Annotated in this window: 17 protein-coding genes and 1 pseudogene; 4 read left to right on the top strand and 14 right to left on the bottom strand. The window is 56.8% G+C overall.

Annotated features, from left to right (window positions below; all coding sequences use genetic code 11):
• Positions 1 to 198: 198 nt before the first annotated feature.
• Complete coding sequence (gene hmpA / locus PYR66_06005) at positions 199 to 1,389, top strand: NO-inducible flavohemoprotein (GenBank protein ID WEF29267.1); 1,191 nt, start codon at positions 199 to 201, stop codon at positions 1,387 to 1,389.
• Between the two features lie 188 nt (positions 1,390 to 1,577).
• Here the strand turns inward: hmpA and glnB are convergent, their stop codons facing one another.
• From glnB to purL, 5 genes are all read right to left on the bottom strand, one after another.
• Entirely contained in the window at positions 1,578 to 1,916 is a 339-nt protein-coding gene (gene glnB / locus PYR66_06000) for a nitrogen regulatory protein P-II (protein WEF29266.1), read from the bottom strand.
• A gap of 65 nt (positions 1,917 to 1,981) precedes the next feature.
• A complete protein-coding gene (gene glrR, locus PYR66_05995) occupies positions 1,982 to 3,319 on the bottom strand; it encodes a two-component system response regulator GlrR (protein ID WEF29265.1) in 1,338 nt (445 codons plus the stop codon).
• On the bottom strand, positions 3,306 to 4,010 hold the full coding sequence (gene qseG / locus PYR66_05990) for a two-component system QseEF-associated lipoprotein QseG (protein WEF30369.1): 705 nt from the start codon (positions 4,008 to 4,010) through the stop codon (positions 3,306 to 3,308). Before qseG ends, glrR begins: the two co-directional genes overlap by 14 nt.
• A gap of 17 nt (positions 4,011 to 4,027) precedes the next feature.
• The gene (locus PYR66_05985) at positions 4,028 to 5,464 is read right to left on the bottom strand and encodes a HAMP domain-containing sensor histidine kinase (GenBank protein ID WEF29264.1); all 1,437 of its coding nucleotides are present in this window, start codon (positions 5,462 to 5,464) and stop codon (positions 4,028 to 4,030) included.
• A gap of 569 nt (positions 5,465 to 6,033) precedes the next feature.
• Entirely contained in the window at positions 6,034 to 9,921 is a 3,888-nt protein-coding gene (gene purL / locus PYR66_05980; protein ID WEF29263.1) for a phosphoribosylformylglycinamidine synthase, read from the bottom strand.
• 173 nt (positions 9,922 to 10,094) lie between these two features.
• On the opposite strand from purL, the pseudogene mltF reads away from it, so the two are divergent.
• A pseudogene (gene mltF / locus PYR66_05975) lies at positions 10,095 to 11,715 on the top strand (membrane-bound lytic murein transglycosylase MltF).
• Here mltF and tadA read toward each other — a convergent pair.
• Together tadA and yfhb are read right to left on the bottom strand one after the other, a co-directional pair.
• Positions 11,712 to 12,218: a tRNA adenosine(34) deaminase TadA gene (gene tadA / locus PYR66_05970; protein ID WEF29262.1), complete on the bottom strand. Its 507-nt coding sequence runs from the start codon at positions 12,216 to 12,218 to the stop codon at positions 11,712 to 11,714. The pseudogene mltF and the gene tadA overlap by 4 nt on opposite strands.
• A gap of 79 nt (positions 12,219 to 12,297) precedes the next feature.
• A complete protein-coding gene (yfhb, locus tag PYR66_05965) occupies positions 12,298 to 12,933 on the bottom strand; it encodes a phosphatidylglycerophosphatase C (GenBank protein WEF29261.1) in 636 nt (211 codons plus the stop codon).
• Positions 12,934 to 13,150: 217 nt separating this feature from the next.
• Here yfhb and PYR66_05960 point away from each other — a divergent pair, with 217 nt between their 5' ends.
• Both PYR66_05960 and PYR66_05955 read left to right on the top strand, forming a co-directional pair.
• Positions 13,151 to 13,999: a MurR/RpiR family transcriptional regulator gene (locus PYR66_05960; protein WEF29260.1), complete on the top strand. Its 849-nt coding sequence runs from the start codon at positions 13,151 to 13,153 to the stop codon at positions 13,997 to 13,999.
• 56 nt (positions 14,000 to 14,055) lie between these two features.
• Positions 14,056 to 14,316, top strand: coding sequence for a YfhL family 4Fe-4S dicluster ferredoxin (locus tag PYR66_05955; GenBank protein ID WEF29259.1), 261 nt, complete (start codon positions 14,056 to 14,058; stop codon positions 14,314 to 14,316).
• Between the two features lie 8 nt (positions 14,317 to 14,324).
• Here PYR66_05955 and acpS read toward each other — a convergent pair whose 3' ends face one another.
• From acpS to lepA, 7 genes are all read right to left on the bottom strand, one after another.
• Positions 14,325 to 14,705 (bottom strand): holo-ACP synthase, encoded by a 381-nt coding sequence (acpS, locus tag PYR66_05950; protein WEF29258.1) that lies wholly within the window; start codon positions 14,703 to 14,705, stop codon positions 14,325 to 14,327.
• Positions 14,705 to 15,436, bottom strand: a complete 732-nt coding sequence (pdxJ, locus tag PYR66_05945) for a pyridoxine 5'-phosphate synthase (protein WEF29257.1) — start codon at positions 15,434 to 15,436, stop codon at positions 14,705 to 14,707. The genes acpS and pdxJ overlap by 1 nt, the downstream gene beginning before the upstream one ends.
• A gap of 11 nt (positions 15,437 to 15,447) precedes the next feature.
• Positions 15,448 to 16,185, bottom strand: coding sequence for a DNA repair protein RecO (gene recO / locus PYR66_05940; GenBank protein WEF29256.1), 738 nt, complete (start codon positions 16,183 to 16,185; stop codon positions 15,448 to 15,450).
• An 11-nt stretch (positions 16,186 to 16,196) separates the two neighbouring features.
• Positions 16,197 to 17,102, bottom strand: coding sequence for a GTPase Era (gene era, locus PYR66_05935; protein WEF29255.1), 906 nt, complete (start codon positions 17,100 to 17,102; stop codon positions 16,197 to 16,199).
• Positions 17,099 to 17,779, bottom strand: a complete 681-nt coding sequence (gene rnc / locus PYR66_05930; protein ID WEF29254.1) for a ribonuclease III — start codon at positions 17,777 to 17,779, stop codon at positions 17,099 to 17,101. The genes era and rnc overlap by 4 nt, the downstream gene beginning before the upstream one ends.
• Before the next feature lie 253 nt (positions 17,780 to 18,032).
• Positions 18,033 to 19,007 carry a signal peptidase I gene (lepB, locus tag PYR66_05925; GenBank protein WEF29253.1) on the bottom strand — a complete coding sequence of 325 codons (975 nt, stop codon included), beginning with the start codon at positions 19,005 to 19,007 and terminating at the stop codon, positions 18,033 to 18,035.
• 14 nt (positions 19,008 to 19,021) lie between these two features.
• The gene (gene lepA / locus PYR66_05920; protein ID WEF29252.1) at positions 19,022 to 20,821 is read right to left on the bottom strand and encodes a translation elongation factor 4; all 1,800 of its coding nucleotides are present in this window, start codon (positions 20,819 to 20,821) and stop codon (positions 19,022 to 19,024) included.
• Positions 20,822 to 20,936: the final 115 nt, after the last annotated feature.

Raw genomic sequence — 20,936 nt, 5'->3', positions numbered from 1 at the left:
TGGCTCCGCAGCACACAAGGCTTTGAGCAATAACGCGTCAAACATTATTTGCGGATTTCTTTTCAGGTTTGTGATGCAAATTCTTCAAGTTGTAACGGCTTTAAGGCAAAGTTATAAAGAACCATTTACAAAGCAGGGGTATTTCTATAAGATGCATTTAAAATGCATCATTAAGATAACACGATAAAGGAAGCTGCTATGCTCGACGCTCAAACCATCGCCACAGTCAAAGCGACCATCCCCCTGCTTGTAGAGACCGGTCCGAAATTAACCGCGCATTTTTACGATCGTATGTTTACTCATAACCCGGAGCTCAAAGAGATCTTCAACATGAGTAACCAGCGCAACGGTGACCAGCGTGAAGCGCTGTTCAACGCCATTGCCGCCTACGCCAGCAATATTGAGAATCTGCCAGCTCTGCTGCCAGCGGTCGAAAAAATCGCCCAGAAACATACCAGCTTCCAGATCAAACCGGAGCAGTACAACATCGTCGGCGGTCACCTGCTGGCAACGCTCGACGAAATGTTCAGCCCGGGCCAGGAAGTGCTCGATGCCTGGGGCAAAGCCTACGGCGTACTGGCTAACGTCTTTATCAACCGTGAAGCGCAGATCTACCAGGATAACGCTAATAAAAATGGCGGCTGGGAAGGTACTCGCGAGTTCCGCATCGTCAAGAAAACACCGCGCAGCCAGCTTATCACCAGCTTTGAACTGGAGCCGGTCGATGGCCAACCGGTCGCCGATTATCAACCGGGCCAGTATCTGGCAATCTGGCTGAAGCCGGACGCGTTCGAATATCAGGAAATCCGCCAATACTCGCTGACCCGTAAACCTGACGGTAAAGGCTATCGTATCGCGGTGAAACGCGAAAACGGCGGTCAGGTTTCCAACTGGCTGCACAACCATGCCAGCGAAGGCGACGTGGTTTACTTAGCCGCGCCGGCAGGCGACTTCTTCCTCAACGTTGAGTCTCAGACGCCAGTCACCCTGCTCTCCGGCGGCGTGGGTCAAACGCCGATGCTGGCGATGCTGGATACGCTGGCGAAAACCCATCACCAGGGCCAGGTTAACTGGTTCCACGCGGCGGAAAACGGCGAAGTCCACGCCTTTGCGGATGAAGTCAAAGCGCTGGGCGCGGCGCTGCCGAAATTTACCGCTCACGTCTGGTACCGTAGCCCGAGCGAAGCCGACCGTCAGGCGGGACACTTTGATAGCGAAGGTCTGATGGATTTAGCGGCGCTGGCGGACAATATTCGCGACCCGCAGATGCAGTTCTATCTCTGCGGCCCGGTCGCTTTTATGCAGTACGCGGCGAAACAGCTGGTAGCGCAAGGCGTGGGTAGCGATCGTATTCATTACGAGTGCTTCGGCCCGCATAAGGTACTGTAATCACCCCACAGCGCGGGGATTTGTAGGTCGGGTAAGGCGTTAGCCGCCGCCCGACAAAATAACGTTATAACCGGGAGTTTCCCTGCCTGCGCTGCGCCTGGCAGGGCTACGGCTGCTGTGCTTACCGGGACGACCGTAGGCCGGGTAAACGCAGCGCCACCCGGCAATACTCCAGCGAGCGGCGAGAATTAAATCGCCGCGTCGTCTTCTTCACCAGTACGGATACGAATAACCCGCGCCACGTCGAAGACAAAGATTTTACCATCGCCGATCTTACCGGTCTGCGCAGTGCGAATGATGGTATCAACGCAGGTATCCACGATATCGTCAGTCACCACGATTTCGATTTTCACCTTCGGCAGAAAATCCACCATATACTCCGCGCCGCGATACAGCTCGGTATGCCCCTTCTGACGACCAAAGCCTTTAACTTCCGTCACCGTCATACCGGTGATACCGACCTCCGCCAGCGCTTCACGCACGTCATCCAGTTTGAACGGTTTAATAATCGCATCAATCTTTTTCATGGTTTTCCTGTCTTTGTCGCGTAACCGATTGCTTAGCGTATCATAGCTTGCGCCATGCTGCGGGGCTACTCTTTAAAGTCGTTAGCGTCGAGCTCGTGGCGCGACAGCAGTTTGTAAAATTCGGTGCGGTTGCGCCCGGCCATCCGCGCCGCGTGCGTCACGTTGCCTTTGGTTATCTGCAGCAGCTTGCGCAGATAATTGAGCTCAAATTGATTGCGCGCCTCAACGAAGGTCGGCAGCGCGGTGTTCTCGCCCTCCAGCGCCTGCTCCACTAACGCATCGCTGATGACCGGCGATGACGTCAACGCCACACACTGCTCAATCACGTTAACCAGTTGACGGACATTACCCGGCCATTTAGCGGCCATCAACCGCTTCATCGCATCGGTGGAGAACGCCCGCACGAACGGCTTGTGGCGATCGGCGGACTGGCGCAGCAGATGGTTGGCCAGCAGCGGAATATCCTCGGCGCGCTCGGAAAGTGGCGGGATCTTCAGGTTGACCACGTTGAGCCGATAAAACAGATCTTCGCGGAATTCACCGCGCGCCATCGCCTTCGGCAAATCGCGATGGGTCGCCGAGATAATCCGCACGTTAATATCGATATCGCGATTGCTGCCAAGCGGGCGAACCTTACGCTCCTGCAGCACGCGCAGCAGTTTCACCTGTAGCGCGACCGGCATATCGCCGATCTCATCAAGGAACAGCGTGCCACCCTCAGCGGCCTGAAATAGCCCCTCGCGGTTGCTGACCGCGCCGGTAAAGGCGCCGCGAGCATGGCCGAATAGTTCGGATTCCAGCAACTGCTCCGGCAGCGCGCCGCAGTTAATCGCGATAAAAGGGTTACCATGGCGTGGGCTGGCGTTGTGAATTGCCTGGGCGACAATCTCTTTACCGGTGCCGCTCTGGCCGTTAATCAACACGCTGACGTCCGACTGCGCCACCATCCCGGCCTGTTCCAGCAACCGTAGCATCAGCGGGCTGCGAGTGACAATCGCCTGCCGCCAGCGCTCGTCGACGGCTGGCGAGCTTTGTTCAAGGGCGTCATCAATCGCCTTGTACAACGCGTCTTTATCCACCGGCTTAGTCAGAAAGCTAAACACCCCTTGCTGGGTGGCGGCCACGGCGTCAGGAATGGAGCCATGGGCAGTCAGGATGATGACCGGCATGCCCGGCTGTGCCTTCTGGATTTCAGCAAACAATTGCAAGCCGTCCATTTCGTCCATACGTAAATCGCTGACCACCAGGTCTACCCGTTCGCGCGCCAGCACACGCAGCGCCTCGGGGCCGCTTTCAGCCGTGACCACGCTGTAGCCTTCGCTCACCAGGCGCATGCCCAGCAGCTTCAACAGCCCCGGGTCGTCGTCTACCAATAGCAGATGAGCAGGTTTACGGATCGTCATGAATCACCTCCGGCACTTTTTCCCCCCCGCGTACGCCATCATTATTAAAGTTGCCCCCCGGCTTGCGGCTGGAGAGCTGGCGTTCAATATCGGTCAGGTTTTCCAGTTTACGAGTGGTGAGCTCCAGCTGACTGCGCAACTGCTGCTGCTGCTGACGCAGCGCCTCCAGCTCGGCATCACTGGACTGCTGCAATTTGCCATAGCGAGAACGTTCATCGACTAACTGCAACTGTCGGGATTGGGTATCGCGCCACAGGCGATACAGCGGGCGCACCTGCGCGGCGATTTGCGGGCTAAAGCTGTCCATGCGGGCGACCATCTCGCGGCGCTCATCGGGGGTGATTTTAGCATCGGCCAGCAGAATGCCGCGTTTGAACGCGTCCTGCCAGTTGTCATCATCATGCAATTTAGCTTCGGCGCGGGCCTGCACCGGCGCCAGGCGATCCGCGCAATCAATGCCGCGCAGCCAGTACAGCGGATTTTTATCGCTGGCGTCGTTCTCCAGCGACCAGATGTTGGCGCAATCTACTGAGAGAAAATCCGCCACCTGATGCTCCGGCAACTCGGGCGGCGCATTGCCGCCAGCAGCGCTCGGCGACATAGCGGCGGAACAGCCCGCCAGCGTCAGGCAGCAAAGGCCTGACAGCAGCCATCCGCTTAAAGGACGGCGCAATGCGAAAAAGAGGGACATATTCACCCAATGTTGATTCATGTGTTGGTTTTCCCCGGCTCAGCGGCGGGGAGCGAAATGCGAAAACAGATGAACCCGGGCTCATCATTGACCAGGCTCAGCTCTCCCTGCATTTGCCGTACGCAGTCGCGGGCAATGCTCAGCCCCAGACCGCTGCCTTTTACTGCCCCTTTACGCTGGTGACTCCCCTGATAAAAAGGCTCGAAAATCATATTTCTTTCGGCGGCGGGGATCGGCTCGCCGCTGTTGGCGACATCGATGCGGACCTGCTCGCCGTGGCGGTAGCTATGAATACGAATGTTACCGGATTCAGCGCCATAGTGCACCGCATTGGAGTAGAGATTATCCAGCACGCTGGTCAGTAGCGTCGGCTCCGCCAGACAAAAATGCTCGTCCAGCGTCAGCTCAGTACGCATCAACTTCGCCCTCGCCGGTAAACTATGGGCGGAAACGACGGTCTGCGCCAGCTCGCCAATATCGACCCTCTCCCGCTCAACCGGGCCGTCGGCCTGTTTGCGGTTATAGTCGAGCAGTTGTTCAATCAGTTTTTGCAAATTACGGCTGCTATTATCGAGGATCTCAACAATCTCCTGCTGCTCTGTCGTCAGCGGCCCCGCCACACGATCCGCCAGCAGTTCCGCGCCTTCGCGCATGCTGGCGAGCGGCGTTTTCAACTCATGCGACAGGTGGCGCAGGAATTGGTGACGCTGCGACTCCAGCCACGCCAGACGTTCGCTTAGCCAGATAATATGTTTGCCCACCGAACGCAGTTCGCGCGGACCGGTGAACAGCGCGGCGTCATCCAGTGATTTCCCCTCACCCAGCCGGTTAATCATCTTCTCAATCCCCTTCACCGGGCCGATGATCATGCGGGTAAACAGCAATACCAGCGCCAAACTCAGCAGAAACAGCACCAGCGCCTGCCAGCCAAAGAACTGACCGCGTTCCGCGATTTCCTGCTGTAGTTGCTGGCCGCGGGAGAAAATCACCGTCCGGGTTGCCTGCACCATTTCACTATTAGCGTCGGCAAAAGCTTCGAGGCTGGCTGCGGCTTTGGCATCCGGGCCGCTATTGTGGCACTGCAGATGAGCCAGATCGTCGAGATCCTGGCGCAACGTCTGCCAGATTTTGGCATCCGGCAGCACGCCGGAGAGCGCGTCGAGCATCTCGCTATAACGTTTACGCTGATTCTGGTACACCTGCTCAAGGGTAGGATCGTCAAGCACGCAATACTGACGATAGCTACGCTCCATCTCCAGCGAAGCATTGACCATCGCTTCACTACGGCGCGCGTCAGTCAGGGTGGTGCGGTTAATGTGCGCGGCCTGAGCGCTGAGCGCATTCAGGCTTTGCCAGGCCTGCCATGCCAGAACCAGCAGCGGCAGCATGATCAGCACAAACGAAAGCGTCACCAGTTGGCGTAAGGAACGGGGGAAAAGAGAGAATCGCTTCAAAGATATAGCCTCAACCATTAGCTCCTGAAGATGCTAACTGAGGATGGAAGAAACATCCACGGCAGAAACAGTAAAGGCAGGCTCAAGAGCCTGCCTTTACTAGAGAATGAGGCGGTGCCTAACTCGACGTTTCGCCCGGAGACTGATAAAGCAGAGCTATTATCAGGAGTTGGACGGCAGGCACCTGTTTGTGCGTCATTCGAAGTTTATGTAGCGCTTCCCGAAGGGGCTGACATAAGAAGGTGAATGAGCCACTGCTGATTATTATGCACGAACTATGCCATCTTTCAAATTAATTATTAACATAATGATATATAAGTAATTAGATGGCATTTTCCGCCAGAATTAACTTATTCATTTTTTAACCAAGATGTCGCCAATTAGCAACACCAAATCAGATTTAAATAGTATACCTTTAAAATCAATATGTTAAATGTCTCCATTTGGAGACACCAGCAGATCGCGTTTGTCTGCAATTCCCGACACAGCGATGCGGCACACGTCACAAACAAAAAAGCCCCCTGAATTCGCAGGGGGCTGATGTTAACAACGTGGATATCGCGCGGTAATTAACCCAGTTGTTTACGCGCGTTGCGGAAAATACGCATCCATGGGCTGTCCTCGCCCCAGTTTTCCGGGTGCCAGGAGTTACTGACGGTACGGAAGACGCGTTCCGGGTGCGGCATCATAATCGTTGCGCGACCGCTTTCGCTGGTCACTGCGGTGATGCCGTTCGCTGAACCATTCGGGTTCGCCGGATAACGCTCCGTCACTTTGCCGAAGTTATCGACGAAGCGCAGCGCCACCAGACCTTTGCCCTCAAGCTGAGCCAGATGCGCGCTATCACGAACCTCCACCTGCCCTTCACCGTGGGAAACGGCGATTGGCATCATCGACCCGACCATCCCCTGCAGCAGCAGCGACGGGCTCTGGGTGACTTCAACCAGGCTAAAGCGCGCTTCAAAGCGGTCGGAGTGGTTACGCACGAAGCGCGGCCACAGGTCGCTACCGGGGATCAGCTCGCGCAGATTGGACATCATCTGACAACCGTTGCACACGCCCAGCGCCAGCGTCTGCGGGCGATGGAAGAAGGTGGCGAATTCATCACGTACGCGCTCGTTGAACAGAATCGATTTCGCCCAACCTTCGCCGGCTCCCAACACATCGCCGTAGGAGAAGCCGCCGCAGGCCACCAGCGCCTGGAAATCGTCAAGACCAGTACGGCCCGCCAACAGGTCGCTCATGTGAACATCGATAGCATCGAAACCGGCGCGATGGAAAGCCGCCGCCATTTCAACATGGGAGTTAACGCCCTGCTCGCGCAGCACGGCCACTTTCGGGCGCGCGCCGGTAGCAATATACGGCGCAGCAACATCCTCATTGATATCAAACGACAGCTTAACGTTGAGACCTGGGTCGGCGTCGTTGGTCTTCGCCTCGTGCTCCTGGTCGGCGCACTCCGGGTTGTCGCGCAGACGCTGCATCTGCCAGGTGGTTTCCGCCCACCACATACGCAGGGTGGTACGGCTTTCGCTAAACAGCGGCTGGCCGTCGGCGGCGATAACAAAGCGGTCGCCCGCCGTTGCCTGGCCGAGGTAGTGTACGCAGTCCGCCAGACCATGCGCCGCCAGCAGCGCTTCCACCGCTTCGCGGTCCGCCGCGCGAACCTGAATCACCGCACCCAGTTCTTCGTTGAACAGCGCCGCCAGACGATCGTCGCCCAGCGCGGCAATATCGGCAGTAATGCCGCAGTGGCCAGCGAAAGCCATTTCCGCCAGCGTCACTAACAGGCCGCCATCGGAGCGGTCGTGATAGGCCAGCAGCTTACGCTGCGCCACCAGCGCCTGCATCGCATCCCAGAAGCCTTTCAGCTGCGCGACGTCGCGCACATCGGCCGGTTGCTCGCCGAGCTGGCGATAGACCTGCGCCAGCGCCGTGGCGCCAAGCGCGTTGCGCCCTTTGCCCAAATCAATCAGCAACAGGGCATTGTCTTCAGTAGAGAGCTGCGGCGTAACGGTGCCGCGCACGTCTTCAACGCGGGCGAAAGCGGAAATCACCAGCGACAGCGGCGAGGTCATTTCGCGCTGCTCGCTGCCTTCCTGCCAGCGAGTTTTCATCGACATCGAGTCTTTACCCACCGGGATAGTCAAGCCCAGCGCCGGACACAGCTCTTCACCAACGGCTTTTACCGCTTCATACAGACCGGCATCTTCACCCGGGTGACCGGCTGCGGCCATCCAGTTCGCCGACAGCTTCACGCGGTTCAGTTCGCCAATCTGCGTGGCGGCGATGTTAGTCAGCGCTTCGCCGACCGCCAGACGGGCAGAGGCGGCAAAGTCCAGCAGCGCCACCGGCGCGCGTTCGCCCATCGCCATCGCTTCGCCGTAGTAGCTGTCGAGACTGGCGGTAGTGACCGCACAGTTCGCCACCGGAATCTGCCATGGCCCCACCATCTGGTCACGCGCCACCATACCGGTAACGGTACGGTCGCCGATAGTGACGAGGAAGGTTTTCTCGGCGACGGTCGGCAGGTGCAGCACACGGTTAACCGCGTCAGCAATGGTCATCGGCTGACGATCCAGCTCGCTGCCCTGCGCTTTCAGCGTACGCACGTCGCGGGTCATTTTCGGCGTTTTACCGAGCAGGACATCCAGCGGCAGGTCGATCGGCTGATCGTTAAAGTGGCTGTCACTCAGGCTAAGATGCTGCTCCGCCGTCGCTTCGCCGATGACCGCATAAGGCGCGCGCTCGCGGCGGCACAGTTCTTCAAACAGCGGCAGTTGCTCCGGTGCGACCGCCAGAACATAACGTTCCTGGGATTCGTTGCACCAGATTTCCAGCGGACTCATGCCTGGTTCATCGCTAAGAATATCGCGTAGCTGGAATTTACCACCGCGGCCGCCGTCGCTAACCAGTTCAGGCATCGCGTTGGAGAGGCCGCCCGCGCCGACGTCATGAATAAACAGAATCGGGTTGGCATCGCCCAACTGCCAGCAGCGATCGATAACTTCCTGGCAACGACGTTCCATTTCCGGGTTGTCGCGCTGCACGGAGGCGAAATCCAGGTCGGCATCGGACTGACCGGAGGCCATGGACGAAGCCGCGCCACCACCGAGACCAATATTCATCGCCGGGCCGCCCAACACGATAAGCTTAGCGCCAACGGTAATTTCGCCCTTCTGCACGTGCTCGCCACGGATATTGCCGATCCCGCCCGCCAGCATGATCGGTTTGTGGTAGCCGCGCAGTTCTTCGCCGTTGTGGCTGGTCACTTTCTCTTCATAGGTACGGAAGTAGCCGTTCAATGCCGGACGACCGAATTCGTTGTTAAATGCCGCGCCGCCCAGTGGGCCTTCGGTCATGATGTCCAGCGCGGTGACGATGCGATCCGGTTTACCGAAATCTTCTTCCCACGGCTGCTCAAAGCCCGGAATACGCAAGTTAGACACCGAGAAGCCGACCAGCCCCGCCTTCGGCTTCGCGCCGCGTCCGGTCGCGCCTTCATCGCGGATCTCGCCGCCGGAACCGGTGGCTGCGCCCGGCCAGGGCGAAATCGCCGTCGGGTGGTTATGGGTTTCCACTTTCATCAGAATGTGCGCCGACTCCTGGTGGAAGTCGTAGCGCCCGGTCTGGTGGTCAGCGAAATAACGGCCGACTTCAGAACCTTCCATCACCGCGGCGTTGTCTTTATAAGCAGACAGGACGTATTCCGGGTTTTTCTCGAAGGTATTTTTAATCATTTTAAACAGCGACTTCGGCTGTTGTTCGCCGTCAATAATCCAGTCGGCGTTAAAAATCTTATGGCGACAGTGTTCCGAGTTAGCCTGCGCGAACATATACAGTTCGATATCGTTAGGATTGCGGCCAAGCTTGATGAACGCGTCCTGCAGGTAGTCGATTTCGTCGTCCGCCAGCGCCAATCCCAGACGGAGGTTGGCGTCAATCAACGCCTGACGCCCCTGCCCCAGCAAATCGACGCTGGTGACCGGCGTCGGCTGATGGTGAGCAAACAGCTTCTCGCCCTCTTCCAGCTCCGCGAAAACGCTTTCCATCATGCGATCGTGCAGTTCCGCCGCAACGGCGTCCCACTGTGCATCGCTCAGACCCTGTGCCTCAACGTAGTACGCCACGCCGCGCTCCAGGCGCACGACCTGCGACAAACCGCAGTTATGCGCGATGTCGGTAGCTTTGGAAGACCAGGGAGAGATAGTGCCGGGGCGAGGGGTGACGAGCAGTAATTTACCGGTTGGCGTATGGCTGCTGAGGTTCGGGCCATACTTGAGCAGTCTTGCCAGCCTCTCGCGCTCTTCATCGCTTAATGGGGCGCTCAGGTCGGCAAAGTGAACATACTCCGCGTACAGGGTGCTAACCGGCAGGTTGGCCGCCTGAAAACGTGCCAGCAGTTTGTTGATACGGAATGCCGACAGTGCAGGTGAACCACGCAAAATATCCATCATAAGTCTCTCGTCTTCGAAGCTTTCAAGGTGAGCCAGGGGGAAACGGGCGTCATTATAGAGAATCCTGCGCCCTGACGAAACCGTTTGCGTAGAAATAAAATGATTCATCAGCTTTACCAATAAATGTGACATACCTCGCGAATAAGTTGCCAACTGGCGCATTCTTAAGCAAAATGCCGCACATCCTACGACAACCTTATGACTTTTCCCGGATATACCCAGCTGAGGATTTCCACGCTGCAGAAAATTAACTATTTGAAAAAACTAAAGATTAATTATCTGCTGATCGGCGTTGTCACTCTCTTGTTGGCGGCGGCGTTGTGGCCGTCTTTGCCGTGGATGGGAAAACCAGAGAACCGCATCGCCGGGATTATCGCGCGCGGCGAACTGCGGGTTAGCACCATTAACTCGCCGCTGACCTACGCCTCGATCAATGACAAAGATTACGGCCTCGACTATGAACTGGCGAAGCGCTTTGCCGACTATCTGGGCGTGAAGCTGAAAGTCACCGTACGGCAGAACATCAGCCAGCTGTTCGACGATCTCGATGCGGGTAAAACCGATATGCTGGCCGCCGGGCTGGTCTATAACTCCGAACGAGTAAAAAACTATCAAGCTGGCCCGACCTATTATTCCGTTTCGCAGCAATTGGTCTATCGCGTCGGCGGTAATCGCCCGCGCGACCTTGCCGGGATTAGCGCTGAACAACTGGCTATCGCCCCAGGCCACGTCGCATTAAACGATCTGCAGACGTTGAAGGACAGCAAATACCCGGATCTCGACTGGCGCGTCGACGACAAACGCGGCACCACGGCATTAATGCAGGCGGTCCTCGATGGCTCGTTGGAATACACCATCGCCGATTCCGTCGCCGTCAGCCTGTTCCAGCGCGTTCATCCGGAGCTGGCGGTCGCCCTCGACATCAGCGACGAGCAGCCGGTCACCTGGTTTAGCGAAAAAAGCGCAGACAATTCATTATCGGCAGCCATGCTCGATTTCTTTAATAGTATGAATGAGGACGGCACCCTGGCTCGGCTGGAAGAGAAGTATCTCGGCCACGGCAACGACTTCGACTACGTCGATACCCGCACCTTCCTGCGCGCGGTGCAGAATACGCTGCCCGGCCTGCAGCCGTTGTTTGAGAAATATGCCCGACAGATTGACTGGCGTCTGCTGGCGGCTATCTCCTGGCAGGAGTCGCACTGGGACCCGCAGGCCACTTCGCCGACCGGGGTACGCGGTATGATGATGCTGACCCGTAATACCGCCCAAAGTTTAGGTCTGACCGATCGTACTGATGCGGAACAAAGCATCAGCGGCGGCATGCGCTATCTGCAGGATATGATGGCGAAGGTTCCGGATACGATCCCGAAAGACGAACGGATCTGGTTTGCGTTAGCGGCCTATAACATGGGTTATGCGCACATGCTCGACGCAATGACGCTGACCAAAAAGCAAAAAGGCAATCCCAATAGCTGGTCTGATGTCAAACAGCGTCTGCCGCTGCTCAGCCAGAAGCCGTATTACAGCCGCTTAAAATACGGCTACGCCCGCGGCCATGAAGCCTACGCCTATGTGGAAAATATCCGCAAGTACCACATCAGCCTGGTCGGCTATCTGTCGGAGCAAGAAAGGAAAGCGGCGCAGGAGCTGGCGATCGCCGATGATTATCCGGCAGTCGCCCCGGAGGAGCTGAATGACGACCCCCAGGAGTACGCAATGCCCTTCTTTAAGTTTCGCGCCGAAAAGCTGGTGGATAACATGAAGCTCAAGCTGCCGGCTATCGGGCGCTAGCCCTCCTCCGCCTGACGCGCTTTTTTCTGCGCTTTTTTCTCTTCCCGTCGCCAGCGGAAAAAGTCGCTGAGCATCGCTGAACAGGAGTCCGCCAGAATCCCCTCCGTAATTTCAACACGATGGTTCATTCCCGGATGATGCAGGACATCGATTAGCGATCCCGCCGCGCCGGTTTTGGCATCACGAGCGCCGAAGACCAACCGCGAGATGCGGCCATGCACCATCGCGCCGGCGCACATCACGCAGGGCTCCAGCGTCACGTACAGCGTCGCGTCAATCAAACGATAGTTCTGCAGTACCAGACCGCCCTGGCGCAGCGCCATAATTTCGGCATGGGCGGTAGGATCATGACGGCCAATCGGGCGGTTCCAGCCCTCGCCGATGACCTGATTGTTATGCACCAGCACGGCGCCCACCGGCACTTCGCCCTCTTCCCAGGCGCGTTTCGCCAGCGTCAGCGCGTGGCGCATCCAGTATTCATCGTTAAATTCGTGGTCAGACACAGCGGCACTCCTGCAGAAAAAGCGGGGCGCATTATACATGGGCGCTATATATCGCCCAAATAATTCGCCTGCCGCGGGGTTACTCAAGCTGCTGGAGATCGCCCTGCGGCGTGACTCGCCAGCGGTGCTGGCAAAAACAGAGCAGCGGGTTATCCTGCTCGCTATCGCTATAGCCGCTATATAAACGCAGCGGCGCGCCGATCCGCTGCTCCAGTTGCGCCACTTTCTCATGGCCCAGACAGCGCAGCGTCAGCACCCAGCCGCCGCGGCGACGGGTCATACGGCTGGCGATAAGATTAACCCGCGGCAGCCAGGGAGTATCGGCATAGACCTGTTCCACCAGCGATTGCGGCGAACCGGTAATCAGCCAGACATCAGCATCGGCGTGGCTCAGATAGTCGCACAACCTACCCTGCACCACTGGAAACGCGGTAACGCGCTGGCGGAACCAGTGAACAAACTCCGCCTGCTGGCGCTTGAGCGCGCTTTCGCGCCGGCCGCAAGTCGCCGCCCACAGCAACAAACTCATCGGCCAACGCGCCGCACGGCCGTTAATCAACAGCCCCAGCAGCACGATCGGCGACAACGCCGCTACCGCCAGCACATTGAGCGGCTGACGGCGTAAGAGATAACGAATAAAGCTGCCAAACATATCCTGCTGATGTAGTGTGCCATCCAGATCAAAAAAGACGACTCGCCGCGTGCTACTGTTCAAACCAATCTCCTTTTTTATACGGATTTTCCTGGCGATGCCGACAGCTTAACAGGCTTGCAGCGGCGAACGTGAAATTGTCCGCCGACGTTGAGGCAAGATTCAGAATCAAGCCCCATAAGAGAGTAATTCTTCACAGCAGAATTAATAATTCGTACTATTCCACTTATAATCGAATACAAAATTCTTCCAGCCACCAATGCCCTCCTTCGGAGAAGCCATGAACTGTTTAATCCGCATCCGCCAGCGTTATCCGTCGCTGGCCGCGAGCGATAAAAAACTCGCCGACTTTATTCTGGCGCAGCCGGACCAAACCCGCCATCTCAGCTCGCAGCAGCTGGCGGGCGAAGCGGGCGTCAGTCAGTCCAGCGTGGTGAAATTCGCGCAGAAAATGGGGTTCAAGGGTTTTCCAGCGTTAAAACTGGCACTCAGCGAAGCGCTGGCCAGCGCGCCGGACCCACATTCGGTGCCGGTACATAACCAAATACGCGGCGACGATCCGCTGCGTCTGGTCGGGGAAAAACTGATCAAGGATAATGTCGCAGCGATGCACGCCTCGCTGGACGTGAATAGCGAAGAGAAACTGCTGGAAGCGGTTGCGCTCCTACGCGACGCTCGCCGGGTGATCATCACCGGCATAGGCGCATCCGGGCTGGTCGCGCGTAATTTCAGCTGGAAGCTAATGAAGATTGGCATCAACGCCGTTGCCGAGCAGGATATGCATGCGCTACTGGCAACGGTACAGGCGATGTCGGCCGACGATTTGCTGCTGGCTATCTCCTACTCCGGAGAACGCCGCGAGATCAACATGGCGGCCGGAGAAGCGCTGCGCGTCGGCAGTCAGATCCTCGCGATCACCGGTTTTACCCCCAATGCGCTGCAACAGCAGGCCTCGCAGTGCCTGTACACGATTGCGGAGGAGCAGGCCACGCGCAGCGCGGCGATCTCCTCTACCAGCGCACAGATGATGCTGACCGACCTGCTGTTTATGGCGTTGGTGCAGCAGGATCTGGAGCATGCGCCGGAGCGGATCCGCCACAGCGAGGCGCTAGTGAAAAAGCTGGTCTGAGCAGAAAATGGGCGTATAATGCCCGCCCTGTTTGTGTTGTTTCTGAGACTTTCCTGATGGCGCTGTTAATTACCAAAAAATGTATCAATTGCGATATGTGCGAACCGGAGTGCCCGAATGAGGCCATTTCGATGGGCGATAACATTTATGAAATTAACAGCGACCGTTGCACTGAATGCGTGGGCCACTATGACACGCCGACCTGCCAGAAGGTGTGCCCGATCCCGAATACGATTCTTAAAGATCCGGCACACATTGAGAATGAAGAACAGCTGTGGGATAAATTTGTGCTGATGCACCACGCGGATAAGATTTAACCGCCGGTTTAGCTTTCGACGATCACCGTGGCGCAGGCGTAATGCCGCTCGTCGGCCAGGGTGACATGAATATTGCTCACCCCCATCCGTTCAGCCAGCAGCTTCGCTTCACCCCATAGCCGCAGTTTCGGCTTGCCCAACTCGTCGTTGTACACCTCGAACTGGTTAAAGGCCAGACCGTTACGAATTCCGGTGCCCAGCGCTTTCGCCGCCGCCTCTTTGACCGCAAAGCGTTTCGCCAGGAAACGCACCGGCTGCTGGTGCTGCTCCCAAATGCTCCACTCGTGGTCGCTCAGCACCCGGCGCGCGAGGCGATCGCCGCTGCGGGCGATCACGGCTTCAATGCGGGCAATTTCGACGATGTCGGTCCCCAGCCCGAGAATCGCCATTAGCCGCGTGCTTCCAGCATCAGACGCTTCATTTCCGCTACCGCTTCCTGTAGGCCGCTCATCACCGCGCGACCAATAATCGCGTGACCGATATTCAGCTCGTGCATTTCCGGTAATGCGGCAACCGCCTTCACGTTGTGGTAGGTCAGGCCATGACCGGCGTTCACTTTCAGCCCGAGGCTGGCGGCATAGGTGGCCGCTTTAGCAATACGATCCAGTTCCTTCGCCTGATCGGCATCGGTTTTGGCATCGGCATAACAGCCGGTGTGGATTTCGATATACGGCGCGCCGACGTCCGCCGCCGCTTTGATCTGCTCGTCATCCGCATCAATAAACAAGGAGACCAGGATCCCGGCGTCCGCCAGACGTTTGCAGGCATCGCGCATCTTGTCACGCTGTCCGGCAACATCAAGTCCCCCCTCGGTGGTCACTTCCTGACGCTTCTCCGGCACCAGGCAACAGAAATGCGGTTTGGTCTCGCAGGCAATCGCCAGCATCTCTTCGGTGACCGCCATTTCGAGATTCATGCGGGTATGCAACGTCTGGCGCAGGATGCGAACATCACGGTCGGTGATATGGCGACGGTCTTCGCGCAGATGCACGGTGATACCATCAGCACCGGCCTGCTCGGCGATGAAAGCCGCCTGAACCGGATCCGGATAAGCGGTGCCGCGCGCGTTACGTAATGTCGCAATGTGGTCAATATTGACCCCTAACAGTAATTCAGCCATGACAATCCTCGTTAATCATTATTCGTATTATCCGCCCGCACCTTTCGCGCGGGCATAAACTGGCGAAACAATTCCCGGCTCTTGAGCGGTTTCCCACCAAGATACGGCTTCAGGGCGATACGGGTAAAGCGCTTCGCGGCGCGCAGCGTATCGATATCCGGAAACTCGCGGCTAGCCAACGCCTTCAAATGGTGCCCGGTAAAACTGCTGTTATCAATCACCATGCTGGCGATAAAGCCTTTTTCTTCACGATAGCGGTAGGTCATCGTGTCATCCACCGGATCGCCGCTGCCGGCGCAGTGAAGAAAATCAACGCCATAGCCCAGATGCCCCAGCAGCGCCAGCTCAAAGCGTCGCAGCGCGGGCTCCGGTGAACCACTGGCGCCGGCGAGCGCCTGGATACAGTGCAGGTAGTCGAAAAAGAGTTCGGAGAAGCGCGTTTCGTGCTCAAGCACACGGGAGATGAGTTCGTTAACGTAGAGACCGCTGTAGAGTGTGATGCCGCTGAGCGGCAACGCCAGCGAAACGGCTTCCGCGCTGCGAAGGGTTTTCACTTCGCCGCGGCCGCCGAAGCGAACCAGTAAGGGGGTAAAAGGCTGTAAGGCGCCCTTGAGATTAGAGCGTTTGGAGCGTGCGCCTTTGGCAACCAGGCGCACGCGACCGGACTCTTCCGTGAAGACGTCCAGCATCAGGCTGGTTTCGCTCCACGGTCGGCTATGCAGGACAAAGGCACGCTGCCATCCATCCACGTTGCGTTAACTCAGAGGTCGTCAACGTAACCGAGACTGCGCAGCGCACGCTCGTCATCGGCCCAGCCGGATTTCACTTTTACCCACAGTTCGAGGTGTACCGGCGCTTCAAACATGTCCTGCATGTCTTTGCGCGCTTCGATACCGATGGTTTTGATTTTGGCGCCTTTGTTGCCAATCACCATCTTCTTCTGCCCTTCGCGCTCGACCAGGATCAAGCCGTTGATGTCGTAGCCGCCGCGTTCGTTGGAAACGAAACGTTCGATTTCCACGGTCACGGAGTACGGCAGTTCAGCGCCGAGGAAACGCATCAGCTTCTCGCGGATAATTTCAGAAGCCATAAAGCGCTGGGAACGGTCAGTGATGTAATCTTCCGGGAAATGATGAATCGCTTCCGGCAGATGCTTACGTACGATCGACGCAATAGTATCGACATTGGTGCCGGTTTCCGCAGAGATCGGTACGATGTCGAGGAAGTTCATCTGGCTGGCGAGGAACTGCAGGTGCGGCAGCAGGTCCGCTTTTTCCTGCACGTTATCAACCTTGTTGACGGCCAGAATCACCGGCGCACGCGCGTCGCGCAGCTTATTCAGCACCATCTCGTCATCTTGCGTCCAGCGAGTGCCTTCTACCACAAAGATGACCAGTTCAACGTCGCCAATCGAACTGCTGGCCGCTTTGTTCATCAAGCGGTTAATCGCACGCTTCTCTTCCATATGCAGGCCTGGGGTATCAACATAAATAGCCTGATATGGCCCTTCGGTATGAATACCGACGATACGGTGACGAGTTGTCTGCGCTTTGCGGGAGGTGATCGAAATCTTCTGCCCGAGCAGCTTGTTCAACAGCGTGGATTTACCCACGTTCGGACGGCCGACGATGGCGACAAATCCGCAATAACTTTTTTCTTCGCTCATTCCAGCTCCAGTTTTTTCAGCGCCTGTTCGGCGGCAGCCTGCTCCGCCTTGCGACGGCTGGAACCTGTGCCAACCACCGGTTCACTCAGGCCACTGACCTGGCAGTGGATAGTAAATTCCTGATCGTGCGCTTCACCGCGCACCTGAACCACCAGGTAGGACGGCAGCGGCAGATGACGTCCCTGCAGATACTCTTGCAGACGCGTCTTCGGATCCTTTTGCTTATCGCCCGGGCTGATTTCGTCCAGACGAGTTTGGTACCAGGAGAGGATTAAGCGTTCAACGTTCTGAATATCGCTGTCGAGGAAAACCCCGCCGATTAAGGCTTCAACGGTGTCCGCCAGAATCGATTCGCGACGGAAACCGCCGCTTTTCAGCTCGCCCGGCCCAAGGCGCAGGCACTCGCCCAGTTCAAATTCGCGGGCGATTTCCGCCAGCGTGTTGCCGCGTACCAGCGTCGCGCGCATACGGCTCATATCACCTTCATCAACCCGAGGGAAACGGTGATAGAGCGCATTCGCGATCACAAAACTTAAAATAGAGTCGCCTAAAAATTCGAGACGCTCGTTGTGTTTGCTGCTGGCACTGCGGTGAGTTAATGCCTGTTGCAACAGCTCCTGATGAACAAAAGTGTAGCCCAGCTTTCGTTGAAGCCGATTAATTACGATGGGGTTCATGCGTTACCAATAAATGAATGCGTCAAAGATGCAGCACACGAAACCGACCTGAGAATACATACCCTTGATATATAAGGGTAGAAATTAACCAACGCGCTTTCGTGTGCAGTGTCACTCTTTCGAGAGACAACCAAAAACTTCGGGGGGATATTCTATACGCAACGACAAGGGATGTCGTTAGTTTGAATGGATTTAAATTTTAAATAATTCACGCTGCCGTTATTGCATCGGCAGCGTGAATGAAGGCAGGGAATTAATGAATGCCGCCAATGCGCGATAAACGTACGCCGGTTGGCCACTCACCTTCCTGTTTCTCGAAGCTCATCCAGATAGCCGTTGCTTTACCCACCAGGTTCGCTTCCGGCACAAAGCCCCAATAACGGCTATCAGCGCTGTTATCGCGGTTGTCGCCCATCATGAAGTATTCTCCCGGCGGAACGACCCAGGTCGCCAGAGGCTGCCCGGACTGACGGTAATACATACCAACCTGATCCTGCGCGATTGGCACCGTCAGAATACGGTGTGTCACTTCGCCCAGCGTCTCTTTGCGCTCGGTTAGACGAATGCCGTCAGCTTTGGTTTCGCCTTTCGGCAGCTGCCAGAAGCCGCTGGTTGCTTCGCCGCCGTTGCTGCGGGAGAAAGTCTGCACGAAATCGCTCGGTTCCACGTTAGAATAGGTTACCGGCAGTGCGTTGCCGCAGGCCTGGCCTGATGCGCAGCCTGGCTCGATAGTGACCTGTTTGGCAACCGGATCGTAAGTAACCTTATCGCCCGGCAGACCGACCGCACGCTTGATGTAATCAAGACGCGGATCTTCCGGATACTTGAAGACCACGATATCGCCGCGCTTCGGATGACCGGTTTCGATCAGCGTTTTCTGGTAGATAGGGTCTTTAATGCCATAGGCGAACTTCTCCACCAGGATGAAATCGCCAATCAGCAGGGTCGGCATCATCGAACCTGACGGGATCTGGAAAGGTTCATAGATAAACGAACGCACAATCAGCACGATCGCCAGCACCGGAAAGACCGAAGCGCCGGTTTCCAGCCAGCCCGGCTTCGGGCCAACTTTCTTCAGCGTTTTCTTGTCCAGTTGCTCGCCGGTCGCTGCCTGAGCAGCGGCCTGACGTTCACGACGTTTTGGTGCGAATACGAACTTATCCAGACACCACAACAGCCCCGTCACGAGGGTCGCAATGACCAGAATCAGGGCAAACATGTTCGCCATGCCAACTCCTTAGGTTATTTGCCGTCTTTACCAACGTGCAGAATGGCGAGGAACGCTTCCTGCGGCAGTTCTACGTTACCGACCTGCTTCATACGTTTTTTACCGTCTTTCTGCTTCTGCAGCAGTTTTTTCTTACGACTGACGTCACCGCCGTAGCATTTCGCCAGGACGTTTTTACGCAGCTGTTTCACGGTAGAGCGCGCGATGATGTGGTTGCCGATAGCTGCCTGAATCGCGATATCGAACTGCTGACGCGGGATCAGCTCTTTCATCTTCTCAACCAGCTCGCGACCGCGGTACGGGGCGTTATCGTTGTGAGTGATCAGCGCCAGCGCATCGACGCGATCGCCGTTGATCAGCACATCAACGCGCACCATGTTAGAGGCCTGGAAGCGTTTGAAGTTGTAATCCAGCGACGCATAGCCGCGGGAGGTAGACTTCAGACGGTCGAAGAAATCGAGGACCACTTCCGCCATCGGGATTTCGTAGGTCAACGCAACCTGCTTACCGTGGTAAACCATGTTGGTCTGCACGCCGCGTTTCTCGATGCACAGGGTGATCACGTTGCCGAGGAACTCCTGCGGCAGCAGCATGTGGCATTCAGCGATTGGCTCGCGCAGTTCCTGAATATTATTCAGCGGCGGCAGCTTGGACGGGCTGTCGACGTAGATAACCTCTTTCGAGGTGGTTTCTACTTCGTAGACAACCGTCGGCGCGGTGGTAATCAGGTCAAGATCGTATTCACGCTCCAGACGTTCCTGAATAATTTCCATGTGCAGCAGGCCAAGGAAGCCGCAGCGGAAACCGAAGCCCAGCGCTGTCGAGCTCTCCGGCTCATAGAACAGGGAAGCATCGTTCAGGCTCAGTTTGCCCAAAGCATCGCGGAAGTTTTCGTAGTCATCGGAGCTCACCGGGAACAGACCGGCGTAAACCTGCGGCTTCACTTTTTTGAAGCCCGGCAGCGCTTTATCCGCCGGATTACGCGCGGCGGTCAGGGTATCGCCCACCGGCGCGCCGAGGATGTCTTTAATAGCGCACACCAGCCAACCTACCTCGCCGCATTTCAGCTCGGTACGGTCAACCTGTTTCGGGGTGAAGATGCCCAGGCGGTCGGCGTTATAGACCTGACCGGTGCTCATCACCTTAATTTTGTCGCCTTTACGCATGGTACCGTTCTTAATACGTACCAGCGATACCACGCCTAAGTAGTTATCGAACCAGGAGTCGATAATCAGCGCCTGCAGCGGCGCATCCGGATCGCCTTCCGGCGGCGGAATATCGCGCACCAGGCGCTCCAGCACGTCAGGAACGCCAACGCCGGTTTTCGCCGAGCAACGCACCGCATCGTGGGCGTCGATACCGACGATGTCTTCAATTTCATCCGCTACGCGCTCAGGGTCGGCCGCAGGCAGGTCGATTTTGTTGAGAACCGGCACGACTTCCAGGTCCATTTCCATTGCGGTATAGCAGTTCGCCAGGGTCTGAGCTTCTACGCCCTGCCCGGCGTCAACCACCAGCAACGCGCCTTCGCACGCCGCCAGGGAACGGGATACTTCATAGGAGAAGTCAACGTGGCCCGGGGTGTCGATAAAGTTGAGCTGATAAGTTTCACCATCGCTGGCTTTATAATCCAGGGTGACGCTCTGCGCCTTGATGGTAATGCCGCGCTCACGTTCAAGCTCCATGGAGTCCAGTACCTGGGCCGCCATTTCGCGATCAGAAAGGCCACCGCAAATCTGGATGATACGGTCAGACAGCGTCGACTTACCGTGGTCGATGTGAGCGATGATCGAAAAGTTACGTATATTCTTCATATTTAGAGTTAATTATGCCTTACGAGTCTCATGAGGCCGCTGTTCTGTGCCTGACGTTTTTTAATCCGAAAACGCCGCATTCTACACTACATCCGCGAAACCAGGAAATGCTGTT

This window comes from Klebsiella aerogenes (assembly GCA_029027985.1).
In the GTDB taxonomy this organism is placed as follows: domain Bacteria; phylum Pseudomonadota; class Gammaproteobacteria; order Enterobacterales; family Enterobacteriaceae; genus Klebsiella; species Klebsiella aerogenes_A.
This window is presented reverse-complemented; position numbering and strand designations above follow the sequence as displayed.